This is a genomic window from Rothia sp. ND6WE1A, from assembly GCF_001683935.1.
Lineage (GTDB): Bacteria > Actinomycetota > Actinomycetes > Actinomycetales > Micrococcaceae > Rothia > Rothia amarae.
On record NZ_LXTU01000073.1, the window covers coordinates 1 to 14912 of the forward strand.

General features: G+C 51.6%; 11 protein-coding genes. 1 reads left to right on the forward strand and 10 read right to left on the reverse strand.

Annotated features, from left to right (window positions below):
- Positions 1-22 precede the first annotated feature (22 nt).
- From pgk to uvrA, 9 genes are all read right to left on the reverse strand, one after another.
- Positions 23-1246, reverse strand: a complete 1224-nt coding sequence (pgk, locus tag A7E48_RS09895; protein ID WP_068172934.1) for a phosphoglycerate kinase — start codon at positions 1244-1246, stop codon at positions 23-25.
- Positions 1247-1302: 56 nt separating this feature from the next.
- Positions 1303-2307 (reverse strand): type I glyceraldehyde-3-phosphate dehydrogenase, encoded by a 1005-nt coding sequence (gap, locus tag A7E48_RS09900; protein ID WP_068172937.1) that lies wholly within the window; start codon positions 2305-2307, stop codon positions 1303-1305.
- 298 nt (positions 2308-2605) lie between these two features.
- Positions 2606-3577 (reverse strand): DNA-binding protein WhiA, encoded by a 972-nt coding sequence (whiA, locus tag A7E48_RS09905; RefSeq protein ID WP_068172939.1) that lies wholly within the window; start codon positions 3575-3577, stop codon positions 2606-2608.
- Between the two features lie 92 nt (positions 3578-3669).
- The gene (yvcK, locus tag A7E48_RS09910; RefSeq protein ID WP_083147362.1) at positions 3670-4698 is read right to left on the reverse strand and encodes a gluconeogenesis factor YvcK family protein; all 1029 of its coding nucleotides are present in this window, start codon (positions 4696-4698) and stop codon (positions 3670-3672) included.
- Positions 4699-4707: 9 nt separating this feature from the next.
- Positions 4708-5607: an RNase adapter RapZ gene (gene rapZ / locus A7E48_RS09915; protein ID WP_068172941.1), complete on the reverse strand. Its 900-nt coding sequence runs from the start codon at positions 5605-5607 to the stop codon at positions 4708-4710.
- 102 nt (positions 5608-5709) lie between these two features.
- Positions 5710-7770 (reverse strand): excinuclease ABC subunit UvrC, encoded by a 2061-nt coding sequence (uvrC, locus tag A7E48_RS09920; RefSeq protein WP_068172943.1) that lies wholly within the window; start codon positions 7768-7770, stop codon positions 5710-5712.
- Between the two features lie 34 nt (positions 7771-7804).
- Positions 7805-8491, reverse strand: coding sequence for a 1-acyl-sn-glycerol-3-phosphate acyltransferase (locus tag A7E48_RS09925; protein WP_068172946.1), 687 nt, complete (start codon positions 8489-8491; stop codon positions 7805-7807).
- A 31-nt stretch (positions 8492-8522) separates the two neighbouring features.
- A complete protein-coding gene (locus tag A7E48_RS09930) occupies positions 8523-9233 on the reverse strand; it encodes an HAD family hydrolase (RefSeq protein ID WP_068172949.1) in 711 nt (236 codons plus the stop codon).
- Positions 9220-12117, reverse strand: coding sequence for an excinuclease ABC subunit UvrA (gene uvrA / locus A7E48_RS09935; RefSeq protein WP_233126070.1), 2898 nt, complete (start codon positions 12115-12117; stop codon positions 9220-9222). Before uvrA ends, A7E48_RS09930 begins: the two co-directional genes overlap by 14 nt.
- 185 nt (positions 12118-12302) lie before the next feature.
- Here uvrA and A7E48_RS09940 point away from each other — a divergent pair, with 185 nt between their 5' ends.
- Positions 12303-12989, forward strand: a complete 687-nt coding sequence (locus tag A7E48_RS09940) for an MBL fold metallo-hydrolase (protein WP_068172954.1) — start codon at positions 12303-12305, stop codon at positions 12987-12989.
- A 107-nt stretch (positions 12990-13096) separates the two neighbouring features.
- Here A7E48_RS09940 and A7E48_RS09945 read toward each other — a convergent pair whose 3' ends face one another.
- Positions 13097-14824 (reverse strand): formate--tetrahydrofolate ligase, encoded by a 1728-nt coding sequence (locus A7E48_RS09945; protein ID WP_068172967.1) that lies wholly within the window; start codon positions 14822-14824, stop codon positions 13097-13099.
- Positions 14825-14912: the final 88 nt, after the last annotated feature.

Below are 14912 nucleotides of genomic sequence, written 5' to 3' on the forward strand. Positions count from 1 at the left end.
CACCCCGCCATATTCAAGAGCTTTAGGCTCCTAATGCGTCCAAACCAGGAAGGGTCTTACCCTCAATGTATTCGAGGGAAGCACCGCCGCCGGTTGAGATATGACCAAACTGATCGTCGGTGTAACCAAGCTTGCGAACAGCGGCTGCTGAATCGCCTCCACCAATGATGGAGAAAGCATCTGAATGCACGATAGCTTCAGCGACTGCCTTGGTACCGTGAGCAGTGTTTTCAAACTCCGCTACGCCTACAGGACCATTCCAGAAGATAGTCTTTGCAGACTTAATTTTCTCTGCAAAGAGCTTACGAGTCTCAGGACCAATATCCAGGCCGTCAGCGTCTGCGCCCAGCTCTCCACCTTCCATATCGTCAATGGGACGGGTTTCGAACTTGGCATCATTGGAGAAGTCATCGCCGCAAACAACATCAACTGCAGTCACCAGTTCGGTGCCCTTTGATTGCGCTTCTTCAATGTAACGCTTCACAGTAGAAATCTGATCCGATTCAAGAATCGACTTACCTACCTTGTAACCCTGCGCAGCAGCGAAGGTGTAACCCATACCGCCGCCAATCAGGATGGTGTCAGCTTTACCAATCAAGTTGTCGATGACCGCAAGCTTATCCGATACCTTAGCGCCACCCATGATTACCACGAACGGACGCTCAGGATTGTTCAGTGTCTTCGCCAAGACATCAACTTCGGTCTTGACCAGGTCGCCCAGGTAAGACGGCAAACGCTTGGCGACATCGTACACCGATGCGTGTTTGCGGTGCACAGCACCAAAAGCATCATCAACATAAGCACCGTTTTCACCGGTGAGCTTTACTAACTCATCTGCGAATTCTCCGCGCTCAGCGTCGTCCTTAGAAGTTTCGCGCGCATCGAAACGAACGTTCTCTAGCACGAGAACTTCGCCGTCCTGCAATGATTCAGCCTTGGACTGAGCGTCCTGACCTACTACATCTTCAGCAACGATGACGCTGAAATCAGCAAGTTCTGACAGGCGGGTAGCCGCAGGAGCAATGCTGAACTGAGGATCAACCTTGCCCTTGGGGCGACCGAGGTGAGCCATAACGATCACCTTAGCGCCAGCCTGAGCGAGCTTAGTAAGAACCGGAAGTGATGCCTTGACGCGGCCATCATCGGTAACGGTGGTGCCATCCAGAGGCACGTTCAAGTCCGAGCGGACCAGAACGTGACGACCAGATACACCTTCAGCAAGAAGATCTTCAACAGATTTTGCCATGGTGTTCAACTCCAATATTGATGAGCTATGAGTGCTTACAGAACAACTCTAAGAGATTAGAGTGCTGAAACAACCTTGTTGGTGAACATTACAAGACGTGAAGTGTAGCCATATTCGTTGTCGTACCAAGCGATAACCTTGACCTGGTTACCAATAACCTTGGTCAGAGGAGCGTCGAATACGGTGGAGATAGCTTCACCTTCGATGTCCTTAGACACGATGGGGTCTTCGTTGTACTTGATGATTCCCTTGAAGTCACCTTCAGCGGCTTCCTTCATTGCAGCGTTGATTTCCTCAGCGGTGACATCCTTCTCGGTCTCGAAAGTGAGGTCGGTGATGGATCCGGTGGGGGTGGGAACCCGAACAGCGAAGCCGTCTAGCTTACCCTTGAGTTCAGGAAGAACCAAGCCAACAGCAGCTGCTGCGCCGGTTGAGGTGGGAACCATGTTAAGAGCTGCTGCGCGTGCGCGGCGAAGATCTGAGTGAGGAGCATCCTGCAAACGCTGATCAGCGGTGTAAGCGTGGATGGTGGTCATGAGCCCCTTCTTGATACCGAACTTGTCGTTCAGAACCTTTGCCATGGGAGCCAGGCAGTTGGTAGTGCAAGAAGCGTTAGAAACGATGTGCATTGACTCTGAATCGTAGTCAGAATCGTTGACGCCCATGACGAAGGTGCCGTCAATGTTCTTGCCGGGTGCAGAAAGGATAACCTTCTTAGCGCCAGCTTCGATGTGAGCCTTTGCCTTCTCACCATCGGTGAAGAAACCGGTGGATTCGAGAACGATGTCAACCCCAAGGTCCTTCCAGGGTAGGTCAGCGGGGTTACGCTCAGCCAGAACCTTGATTTCCTTGCCGTCTACGGAGATACCGTTTTCAGTAACCTCTACTTCACCGTTAAAGCGACCCATGATGGAGTCATACTTCAGAAGGTGAGCAAGAGTCTTAACATCGGTGAGGTCGTTGATAGCAACAATCTCAAAACCTTCGCCGTGTTCCTTTGCTGCGCGAAGGAAGTTACGACCGATGCGTCCAAAACCATTAATAGCTACGCGAGTAGTCACTGTTATCAATCTCCTTAGTATCAGTGAACTGTTATAAGAGAAACGAAGAAATGCTCCTTCAGGAGAATGTTCTCCTCTTCTCTTTCATCCATAATTTTACACTGTTTATGTGAGTTTGGGTGTGAATTTGTGTTTTTTATTGGTAAATACATATTCAAAATGCCTAAAAAGTCCTCAATTGTTGATAAATCACGTTGTTTTGAGTTGTTTTGCGGGGTTGCATGTGCACAATCTGCGTTTGCCCCTTAAAAGCAATAAGGGATGAGCTTTTTTGCTCATCCCTTATTTGAAGGCAATCTTATAGGTAAAAATCCGACCCGTTAGATGTACCGGGTAAACCGTTTTCTTGCGCTCGTTTGTCCGCCATAGCCAAAAGTCTGCGAATCCGCCCAGCAATAGCGTCCTTCGTCATCGGCGGATCAGCCAAACGACCCAACTCATCCAGCGAGGCCTGTTTATGTGCAACCCTCAGTTGTCCAGCATACCGAAGATGCTCAGGTACCCGATCTCCCAAAATTTCAAGTGCTCTTTCGACTCGCGCGCCCGCAGCCACTGCCGCCTGCGCAGACCGGCGCAGGTTGGCATCATCAAAATTTGCGAGGCGGTTCGCAGTCGCTCTCACTTCTTTACGAGCACGCTTCTCCTGCCAATTATTCAGAGTTTCGGTAGCGCCCATTCGTTCCAGAAGTGCGCTAATGGTTTCGCCATCTCGTACAACCACTCGGTCTACGCCGCGCACTTCGCGCGCCTTTGCGATGACATCCAGACGTCGAGCCGCACCCACCAAGGCAAGAGCAGCTTCTGAACCGGGGCACGTAAATTCAAGCGCAGAAGAACGCCCCGGTTCGGTGAGCGAACCGTGCGCTAAGAATGCACCGCGCATGACCGCCTCCGAATCAGCTACCGAACCATTGACCACTGCAGGAGGTAGTCCCCGAACCGGGCGACCCCGTCCGTCCAACAGTCCTGTCTGCCGAGCTAATGCCTCTCCCCCATTATTAACCCGCAAAATATAGCGACCACCGCGGCGCAGACCGCCGCCAGAGACAGAAGTTATCTCGGATTCATGTCCATACAATTCAGCGATGTTGTATTGCAGGCGTAGAGCGGTGGCTTCTATATCCACCTCAGATTCGATTACAATACGACCCGATACCAAGTGCAGACCACTGGTAAAACGCAGAATCGTGGAAACCTCCGCTTTGCGAACCGACGATTTCGTCGTCTCAAAGCGAGCCAATTCTTCTTTAACCGAAGCCGTCAGGGCCATACGGAAGTGCCTCCAATTACCAAGCCGTGCCGAAAGTACACAGCATTTTTGTTGCTATAGCGAGTGTACAGGGAGTTGACTAGGTGCGTTATTTAAATATGCCGTCTAAATAGATCTTGGTACGCCGCTCCCAATCTCAGCGCATCATGAACATTCCGATCCTGAGAGCTTCTCACGGAAACCCACGAAACTTCTGCGCCCATTTGAGCTGCGATTTCTTCAAGCTCGGTGGGCTCGCCCATGCCATCGCTGTCGGCAATGACCGCGTTAAGCCTAAATTCAGGAGCGTAGTTTCGCAAAATTTGTAGATGCTCAGCAGCAGAAAGACCCATTGTTTCTTTGTCTTCCAACTCCAGATTCATGACCAAACAGATTTGGGCAGAAGTCTTTAGCAGAGCCTCCCGGATACCGGGCAACAACAAATGAGGTAAAACCGAGGTATACCACGAGCCTGGTCCCAAAATCACCCAATCGGCATCCAGAATGGACTGAACTGCTTCCGGGCATGCTTCCGCGTCCGCAGGAGTAAGGGTCACATGAGAAACTTCCGTTGCTTGAGCAACATTCACCTGCCCGACAATATGTTCACGTGTCTCAACGCCTTGAGCATTGAGCGTACGACTCTGCGCCTCAATGACCAACGGGGTGCAAGACATGGGGAGCACTCGACCGCGCGCATGCAAAAGAGCCCCCGCCCAATCAAGACCAGCCACGGTGTTTCCCAGCAATTGCCACAGAGTCACAATCAAGAGATTCCCCAGGGCATGTTGATTCAGAGCGCCTTCGGCATCTGGGGCATCTGAAGTAAACCGGTGCTGCATGACATCTCGCCATGTTCTGCCCCAATTAGAATCGTCGCACAAAGCAGAGAGCGCCATGCGCAAATCTCCCGGAGGAACCACCCCGAATTCTTGGCGGAGCCGACCAGATGAGCCACCGTCGTCCGCAACCGTAACCACTGCCGTCAAATCTGTAGTGACGTGTTTCAGAGCGGACAAAGAACCATACAGCCCATGCCCACCGCCCAAAGCACAGACGCGCGGTGTGAGATGCGCTGGAACTTCAAATTCAGGGGTGCGCACGATGTCACCGGGTTCAGGACTTGAAGGAGAAATATTCATACTCTTTCCTTATTCCCTACCGATATCACGGTGCTGAATGTTCACGTGGACCTCGGGATTTTCGCTCAGACGCCGAGCGAGCTCTTCGGTCACAGCCACAGAACGATGTTTACCACCGGTGCACCCAATAGCAATAGTTGCATAGTGCTTACCCTCATGCCGGTACCCAGTGATAACGGGCCTGAGAGCCTGCAAATAGTTCTCCACAAACTCCAAAGTACCCGGATTCTGGAAGACGAAATCCCGTACACCGGCATCCTTGCCAGTCAGAGCACGGAGTTCGGGAACCCAGTGAGGATTAGGGATAAAACGCATATCTACCATCATGTTGGCATCCGAAGGTGCGCCATATTTGAATCCAAAACTCATGAGAGTGAGGTTGAGGAGCTTGGGGCCCTTTTGCGAGTACATTTCCCGGATAGTTTTGGCCAATTGATGCACGTTCATATCCGAAGTATCAATCACCGAGTCAGCTGCTTCTTTAAGCTCTGAAAACAGTTTGCGCTCACGCACAATACCATCCAAAACGCGACCCTCGCCCTGCAGAGGATGCGGACGGCGCTGTGCTTCATAACGGGCGATAATATCTTTATCTTTTGCATCCATGAAAAGCATGGAGAACTCAACATCAGATTTACGCAAAGTATCAATTGCCGCGGGCAAGTCATTGAACAGGGCGCGGGACCGAATATCAATACCAACAGCCAGCTTGGGCATAGAATCCGGTGCACGAGTAACCAGATCCGCTAAAGCCTCAAGCATCTGAGGTGGAATGTTATCGACGACGTACCACCCCTCATCTTCTAAGGTGTTCGCGGCGGTACTACGCCCCGCCCCCGAAATACCGGTAATCACCAATATTTCAGGTCGCTTGCTAAAATCGGTCTGCAGGCTTTGCTCCTCAGGCATCGTGAAATACTCCCTCCCCTTTAAAAACTCAACTAATTCTAGGGTAGTCTGCAATAATTTTTTGCGCCATTAAAATACCCAGGAAGCGAAAAACGCTGTTACCTACGATTCCAGTAATTCACCGGTGACAGGGTTGAAACCACCTTCGGGTATTTCACTTGTCTCACCCGTCCCATCCAGCTCAAGCGTTCCAGCAGTAGGATCCGTTTGCGCGCCAAAGTGCTCCAAAATCTTATCTGCCATGGAAGGCCCAACTCCCTTCACTTCTTGAAGCTGCTCGGAAGTTGCTTGCGCAAGCTGTTTGAGCGAACCAAAGTGTTTAATGAGCGCTTCCCGTTTGGCAGGCCCAAGTCCATCGACGCCGTCTAGCGCAGACTTAACCATCGCCTTACCACGCTTAGTGCGATGGAAGGTAATTGCAAAGCGGTGCGCCTCATCACGGATTCGCTGAATTAAGAAGAGGGCATCTGATGAACGCGGCATAATCACCGGGAAGTCATCATCTGCTAGCCATAATTCTTCCAGCCGCTTAGCAATACCGGCCACATGAACATCATGAATTCCTAAATCGTCAAGGGCTTGTTGCGCTGCATTCACCTGGGGCTTACCGCCATCAACCACCACCAAATTCGGTGGATATGCGAACTTTTGCGGTTCTTTTTCTACTGCTTGTTCACCAGAAATCTCCCCCGAATGTGCAGGGTGCCCCGCCCTATTTTTTTGATCTTGTAAGAAGCGTCTGAAACGGCGATGAATAACGTCGTACATGCTGGCGGTATCGTCCCGAGCTGCTTCACCGGTAATCGAGAACTTTCGATAGTCGCTCTTCTTAGGCAGCCCGTCCTCAAAAACAACCATCGAAGCAACCACGTTGGTACCTTGCACATGGGAGATGTCGTAGCACTCAATGCGTAATAACGGCTCTTCTATTTCTAGTGCCTCTTGCAATTCCACCAAAGAGGCAGAGCGCGTGGTCAAATCCCCCGCGCGCCGGGACTTGTGAAGCGTAAGGGACTGCTTGGCGTTTTCTTCCACAGTCTTCATCAACTCATGCTTTTCTCCGCGCTGGGACACCACAATTTCGCATTTCGCCCCGCGGACGCCGGACAGCCATTCTTCCAACTTTTCTTGATTTGAGGGAAGAGTAGGAACGATGATTTGCTTAGGAATATCGTGCTGGTTTTGTTCAATTTCACGGGCGGTACTTCCGGCACTGGCTTGAGCAGCCGTTTCGCCGTAGACCTCCATAATCAACCGTTCTACCATGGCGGCGTCGTCGGTTTCCTCAGATTTTTCTACAATCCAGCCACGTTGCCCGCGAATTCGCCCCTCACGCACAAAGAAAACCTGAATGGCGATTTCTAAATCGTCCTCAGCGAACCCAAACAAGTCGGCGTTGACTGCATCCGAGAGAACTACCGCGTTACGCTCAAATGCTTTGGTGAGCGCTGCAATGTCATCCCGTAAAATGGCTGCTTTTTCAAAATCAAAGTCTGCGGCAGCTGCCTTCATCTGTTCGTTGAGTTCGGCGATAAATTTTTCTGCGCCACCCCCCATAAACCGACATAAATTCTCAGCCAGCTCTCTGTGGTCTTCGGTCGAAATGTTGCCGACGCACGGTGCTGAGCACTTATCGATGTATCCCAGCAAGCAGGGTCGCCCAGATTTCTCTGCCCGATTAAAGACCCCTGCCGAGCATGTGCGTACCGGGAAAACGCGCAAAAGGGCATCCAGTGTCTCGCGGATAGCCCATGCCTGTGAGTAGGGGCCAAAGTAACGGACACCCTTCTTTTTCTCACCACGCATCACCTGGGCACGGGGATAACGGTCCTTGAGGGTGACTGCAAGGTAGGGATATGACTTATCGTCGCGAAAGGCGATATTGAATCGTGGCTTATATTCCTTGATCCAGGTGTATTCGAGCTGTAAAGATTCCAGCTCGCTGGAGACCACTGTCCATTCCACCGAGGCGCCGGTGTGCACCATTGCGTAGGTCTTGGGAGAAAGAGCATGGACATTCTGAAAATATGAGTTCAGCCTGTTACGCAGGTTCTTAGCTTTACCCACATAAATAACCCTGCCAAATTCGTCACGGAATCGGTAGACGCCAGGAACAGTAGGAATTTCCCCCGGGGCAGGACGGTAAGTTTCAGGTTTAGCCAAGAAAAGTGCTCTTTCTTCTCAGATGCTTCAGTTATTATGAATCTCCGCCATCGCGTGCTGCTGATGGTGAGATGTTGTATTCATTTTTTTGTGCTTGACCCGACAGATGCGCAATGGCAGTCATAATCTGATCGGTGGTTTCACGGCGCTGTTTGCCGGTCATTTTCGCACCGGTTTTTTCAAAGTACATTGGCTCGCCCACCCGCACCGTAAAACGATGGGGGTACACCATGTTGGAACCCTGCTTTTGCAGCTTTTCGGTGCCGATGAGACCGATAGGCACGACGGGCGCGCCGGTCATATGAGCCAACCATGCCACCCCAATCTTGCCCTTGTAGAGGTATCCATCCAACGACCGAGTACCCTCAGGATAAATGCCAAAGACTCTATCTTCGTTGAGCACTTCCACTGCCTGGTCTAATGCTTTGACGGACTCTGAGCGATCTGAACGATTCACCGGGATGATGTCGATCGCCTCAAAGATTTTCTTCATGGCTTTGCCTTTAAAGCCGGGGGAATTAACGTATTCGGCCTTCGCGAAAAAAGCCACGCGGCGAGGCATCAAAGCAGAGATAATGACCGAGTCTAAGAAAGCCAAGTGATTTGAGGCAACGATGACCGGACCTTCTACCGGGAAGTTTTCAAGTCCAGTTACCCTCGCTCGGCATATCCCTTTGGAGACAGCGGTGATAGCTTGTTGAATCAACTTGTAGGTCTGCACGAAGAATTCCTTGGATTGTATTGGTTCTGCGCTAGCCGGAAACGCTGGGTGAACAAATGTCCTGGATGAACGTAAGGAGTAAAGTTCTCAGCTCTTGTACGTCAGCGGCCACAGGACACTTGAACTGCTCTAGTTCACCTTCGCTAGCATAACCCCAATTCACCCCAATAAAAGGAATACTTGCTGAAACGGCTGCTTCAGCGTCAAACGCTCTATCACCAACCATAACTGACGACGAAACATCTGCCTTTGAAGTCGCCATCGAGAGTGCGCGGCGAAGTATCCCAGGCTTGTCGCGGGGTAAATGGCTATTGATTTGCCCAAAATCATCGGCAGAACCTGACACGACGTCAAAGAGATGTTCCAGTCCGTAACTTTTCAGTACATCAATCACTAAATGCTCAGGTTTCTGGCTCGCTATTCCCTGCAATGCGCCTAGCTCTTGCAATTCGGTGTGCAGCTCCAGCATTCCAGGGTAGAGCTGAGCATTCTTATAATGCCGTGGATAAGTAACCATCTTAAATTCACCGAGAATTTCGTGATGGTACTCCACCGGAATATCTGTGTACAATGCCAGGGAATCCAAGATCTGTGGCCCTATGAAACGCCGCAGCACAGGAGCTTCTGGAACTGCAAAACCCCTGTTTTGAAAAGCCTCTTCCAGCGCAGGCAATATCCCTAGACTCGCATCGAGAATAGTTCCATCTAAATCCCACAAAATAAGAGGTCTATTTTCCAGCATGCGCGTGTTCTGCGAAGATTTCCTTCAAGAAGTAACCGGTGTGGGATTCTTCGACTTTTGCAAGTTCCTCAGGTGTCCCCTCAGCAATCACCTGACCGCCACCGTCGCCGCCCTCAGGCCCCATGTCGATGAGCCAGTCTGCACTCTTGATGACATCCAAATTGTGCTCGATAGTGATAACTGTATTGCCCTTTTCCACCAGACCTTGAAGAACCTTCAGCAGTTTGCGGATATCTTCGAAATGCAAACCGGTCGTCGGCTCATCCAGCACATAAATAGAGCGTCCATTGGAGCGTTTCTGCAGCTCAGACGCCAGTTTTACACGCTGGGCTTCGCCGCCTGAGAGCGTTGTACCCGGCTGCCCCAAACGGATATAACCCAGCCCCACGTCCACCAGCGTATTAAGGTGGCGGGCAATCGGTGAGAAAGCGGCAAAGAATTCTGCAGCCTCCTCCACCGGCATCTGAAGTACCTCAGCAATATTCTTACCCTTGTACTTAACCTCAAGGGTTTCGCGATTATAGCGCGCCCCATGGCACACTTCGCAAGGCACGAAGACATCAGGGAGGAAGTTCATCTCAATCTTCAACGTGCCATCACCGTGGCATGCCTCGCAACGCCCACCCTTGACGTTAAAGCTGAAACGACCCGGCTGATAGCCGCGTATTTTCGCCTCGTTAGTCTCGGCAAAGAGTCTGCGGATATGGTCGAAAACACCGGTATAGGTCGCTGGGTTTGACCGCGGAGTGCGACCAATTGGTGACTGATCAACATGGATAATCTTATCCAGCTGATCAACTCCTTCGATGGACTTATGACGGCCGGGCACCTTTTTAGCGCCGTTGAGCTTGCTCGCCAGCGCCGTATAAAGAATTTCGTTGACGAGCGTCGATTTGCCGGAACCAGAAACACCGGTAACAGCAGTCAGCACGCCCAGCGGGAATTTTACACTGATATTTTGCAGATTGTTCTCGCGAGCACCGACCACCTTAATCATGCGCTTCTTATCGACGGGTCTGCGCTTTTCAGGGACTTCGATAGATTTCTTGCCAGAAACATAGGCGCCTGTGAGCGAATCCTTATTCTTCAAGAGCTCCTGGTAGGTTCCCGAGTGCACGATTTCCCCGCCGTGCTCCCCCGCGCCGGGTCCCACATCCACGATCCAATCGGACTCCTTCATAGTGTCTTCATCGTGTTCGACCACGATGAGGGTATTGCCCATGTTGCGCAGTTTGACGAGAGTTTCAATCAGACGGCGGTTATCGCGCTGGTGGAGACCGATGGAAGGCTCATCTAATACGTAGAGAACACCGGTCAGTCCGGAACCAATCTGTGTTGCCAGGCGGATGCGCTGCGCCTCACCACCTGAGAGTGTGGCTGCGGGGCGGGAAAGTGTGAGGTAGTCTAGTCCGACGTCGAGCAGGAACTGCAGACGGGCATCAATTTCGCGCAGTACGAGTTCAGCGATCTTTGCTTCACGATCGTTGAGTTCGAGTTTGCGCATGAAGGTGAGGGACTCGCGCATGGGCATACCTGTAACGTCTGCAATCGATTTTCCACCCACTAGCACAGCCAAAATGGTGGGGTTGAGACGAGCGCCGTTGCAGGCTTCACAGGCGACATTGCGCATGTACTGCTCGTAACGGTCCTTCGACCAGTCAGACTCGGTTTCCTCGTGTTTGCGCTTGATGTAGGCGTAGACGCCTTCAAAGCCCGAAGTGTAGCGGCGTTCGCGGCCGAAACGGTTCTTGTAAGAAACCGTCACTTTGAAGTCTTTGCCGTTGAGTACGGCTTTCTTCGCTCTCGCGGGGAGGTCTTTCCACGGGGTGTTGAGGTCAAACCCTACCTCTTTACCCAAGCCTTTAAGCAGGCGTAGCCAGTATTCGGTAGTGGCTTTACCCTGCGACCAGGGAGCGATAGCGCCTTCACCCAGTGTCAAATCTGCGTTAGGAATAACGAGTTCTTCATCGACCTGCAACTTGGAGCCTATGCCGTCACACGCCGAACAGGCGCCAAAAGGTGAGTTGAAAGAGAAAGCTCGCGGCTCAATCTCATCAATCTGCAACGGGTGGTTATTGGGGCAGGAAAGATTTTCGCTGAACGTCCGAACGCGTTCGGGTGAATCTGCAGGTTCATCCACTAAATCCACCATGACGCGACCGTCTGCAAGTTTCAGAGCGGTTTCGATGGAGTCGGTGAGGCGCTGATGTACAGATTCTTTGATGACCAGGCGATCTACTACCACCTCGATGGTGTGCTTATACTGCTTTTCAAGCCTAGGCGGTTCGGAGAGCTGAATGGTTTCGCCATCTACGCGCGCACGCGAATATCCCTGTAACGCAAGATCTTTAAACAGATCAACGAATTCGCCCTTACGCGCGGATACAACGGGAGCGAGCACCTGCAGTTTGGTGCGCTCAGGCAAACTCATGAGCTGATCGACAATCTGCTGGGGAGTTTGCTGCGTAATTTCCTCACCGCATTCAGGGCAGTGCGGGCGACCAATGCGCGACCATAGCAGGCGCATGTAGTCGTAAATCTCGGTAATAGTACCCACGGTAGAACGAGGGTTCTTAGAGGTGGACTTCTGATCGATGGAAACAGCCGGGGATAGACCTTCGATGAAGTCGACGTCGGGCTTATCTACCTGCCCCAAAAACATGCGGGCATAGGATGAGAGCGACTCAACGTATCGACGCTGTCCTTCAGCAAAAATGGTGTCAAAAGCCAAAGATGATTTGCCTGAACCCGAAAGTCCGGTGAAAACCACCATAGCGTTACGAGGAATTGTGAGGTCCACATTCTTCAAATTATTCTCGCGAGCGCCTTGTACGTGAATGTGGGTGAGGTCCTGTACGCCGGTTTGAGCAGGAGCTTTAGCCATCATGGTCCTTTGACTGTGGGGAATCAGTGTCTTGAGCAAACAGCTCACTTCGAAGATATATTCTAGTACGAAATAGTGGCTCAGTTGAGTTGGTTTTTTCGGCTGTTGGCTTATTTGTTCTCTCAGCTCGTCGGCAGTACTAGTGTGCTCTGGAGTTTGTTCATCTGCACAATTATCATTGAGCTATGAATACTCCCGCAGGAAACCTGATTGTTGACCATCCCCGCTATACGATTCGTTCCATTTCTGTGTCTGATATGGATAATAATGTTTATCTTTTGACCTCTAAGCAGAGTGGCGAGCAAGTTTTGATTGACGCCGCAGATCAGTTTGAGCAGATTAAGGAGTTTGTTCGAGCTGCGGCAGAAGAAGATGCTCCTAATACACATTCCAAATCGTTGAAAGATGTTTTGACAACCCACGGGCATTGGGATCATATTCGTGCGCTCAAAGATGTTTCTTCTCATTACTCGGCGACTACTGTGGCGGGTCAGATGGACGCCGGAGCTATTGCTGAGCAGGAGAAAGTTGAGGTGGAGCGTACCCTACTCGGAGATGAAGAGCTGACCTATGATTCCTGGATTCTTCAGACCATCCATTTGACTGGACATACTCCGGGTTCTATTGCCTTTGTTTTGGATGATGAAGACGAAGCTTACCCCACCGTTATTTTCACCGGTGATTCGTTGTTTCCTGGCGGCGTCGGCAAGACTAACTCCCCCGAAGATTTTCAGAACCTGCTTCACGATGTAAAAACCAAGATCTTCGACCGTTTCGATGATTCGACAGTTGTGCTCCCGGGGCATGGTAATGCCACTACGTTGGGTGTTGACCGAGGGAACCTTGAAGAATGGGAAGAACGCGGCTGGTAAAACGCTTTAGTTCTTCACAGATAAACGGAGAAAATAAGGGCTTCCGCTCAAATGAGCGGGAGCCCTTATTTCTATCTTTGCGAACCTATTTCAGTTGCGTAAAAGGCTTAGGAGAGACCGTACATGTTGCCGTTCTCGTCGAAGCCCATCTGACCTGCTGCAGGGGTCTTTGCCAAACCGGGCATGGTACGCATGGTACCGCAGATGGCGTAAACGTATCCTGCGCCAGCAGCCAAACGTACTTCACGAACAGGAAGAGTCCAGCCGGTGGGTGCACCCTTGAGTGAAGGATCGGATGAGATGGAAAGGTGGGTCTTTGCAATAACTACGGGGAGATCGCCAAAGCCGAGCTCTTCGAAGCGCTTGAGCTGCTTCTTCGCTGCGGGAGCAACCTCGATGCCGTCAGCACCGTAAACCTTGGTTGCAACCTTCTCAATCTTGGTTTCCAGTGAGTCAGAGTCTTCGTAGGTGTAGACCAAGTCGCTCTTGTCGTCACATGCTTCGACAACAGCTTCAGCAAGCTCTGTGACACCTGCGCCACCTTCTGCAACACCGCGGTGGATAGCGACGCGAGCGCCAGCTTCCTCTGCGATTTCGCGGATGGCGTCGTGTTCTGAGTCGAAGTCGGTGGGGAATGCGTTGATAGCAACAACCGGCTGAACACCGAAGCTACGAACGATTTCGATGTGCTTCTGGAGGTTAGCTGCGCCTGCCTTAACGTCTGAAGGTGATTCCTTGAGCATGTCTTCTGGAAGGGGCTTGCCGGGGGTGATTTTGTAGAGGCCGGAGTGAGACTTCAGCGCACGTACGGTGACAACCAGAACTGCAGCGTTAGGCTTCAGACCGGACTTGCGGCACTTGACGTTGAAGAAGCGCTCTGCGCCCATGTCTGCGCCGAAGCCTGCTTCGGTAATCACATAGTCGGAGTGTTCCAAACCAACGTAGTCAGCTACAACCGAGGAGTTACCGGTTGCGATGTTGCCGAAGGGGCCAGCGTGAATCAGGGCAGGGGTGTGCTCAAGGGTCTGGAGCAGGTTGGGGTTGATGGCGTCCTGAAGCAGGATTGCCATTGCGCCGTCTGCGCCAAGGTCCTTAGCGGTTACGGGGTCGCCGTTCATGTTGTAGCCGATGACGATGCGTGCCAGGCGGTTGCGCAGGTCTTCGAAGCTGGAGGACAGTGAAACGATGACCATGACCTCGGATGCTGGGGTGATGTCGAAACCGGTTTCGCGGGGTACGCCATCCATGCGTTCGCCCAAACCTACGATGATGTTACGCAGGGAGCGGTCGTTCATATCCATGACGCGGCGCCATGAAATGTTGCGGGTATCGATGTTTAGTTCGTTACCGTGGTGCAGGTGGTTATCAATCAGCGCTGCAAGGAGGTTGTGTGCACTGGTGATGGCGTGGAAGTCGCCGGTGAGGTGAAGGTTGAGCTTCTCCATGGGAACAATCTGGGAGTAGCCGCCGCCTGCTGCGCCACCCTTCACACCGAATACGGGACCCAAAGCGGGTTCGCGTAGGGTCAAGGTAGCGTTCTTGCCAATCTTGTGCATACCCTGTGCGAGAGAAACAGAGGTAGCGGTCTTGCCCTCGCCCAAAGGAGTGGGAGTTACCGCGGTAACTACGATGTACTTTGCGCCCTTTTTCTTGGCGTTTTCAGCGTTGGTAGTTTCATCCAGCAAAACCTTGGCTACGTATTTGCCATAAGGCTCTAGGCGATCTTCGCTAATGCCGGTCTTTTCTGCAATCTCAACGATCGGATCCATCTCTGCTTTCTGAGCGATTTCCAGATCGGAGGGGAATGGCTTACTCAAAGTAACTCCTTTGTTCATTTAGTAATTCCTCTTCTCATGGTAGTGGTCTCTGTCTCTTTTATCGAACCTGGAGAAACATTGTGAAGGTGACTTTTTGATGAATGAG

Bases quoted from the DNA above. Each gene is read 5' to 3' on its own strand.
- pgk (WP_068172934.1), bottom strand. From the start codon at position 1,246: ATGGCAAAATCTGTTGAAGATCTTCTTGCTGAAGGTGTATCTGGTCGT.
- whiA (WP_068172939.1), bottom strand. From the start codon at position 3,577: ATGGCCCTGACGGCTTCGGTTAAAGAAGAATTGGCTCGCTTTGAGACG.
- yvcK (WP_083147362.1), bottom strand. From the start codon at position 4,698: ATGAATATTTCTCCTTCAAGTCCTGAACCCGGTGACATCGTGCGCACC.
- rapZ (WP_068172941.1), bottom strand. From the start codon at position 5,607: ATGCCTGAGGAGCAAAGCCTGCAGACCGATTTTAGCAAGCGACCTGAA.
- A7E48_RS09930 (WP_068172949.1), bottom strand. From the start codon at position 9,233: ATGCTGGAAAATAGACCTCTTATTTTGTGGGATTTAGATGGAACTATT.
- uvrA (WP_233126070.1), bottom strand. From the start codon at position 12,117: ATGGCTAAAGCTCCTGCTCAAACCGGCGTACAGGACCTCACCCACATT.
- A7E48_RS09940 (WP_068172954.1), top strand. From the start codon at position 12,303: ATGAATACTCCCGCAGGAAACCTGATTGTTGACCATCCCCGCTATACG.
- A7E48_RS09945 (WP_068172967.1), bottom strand. From the start codon at position 14,824: ATGAACAAAGGAGTTACTTTGAGTAAGCCATTCCCCTCCGATCTGGAA.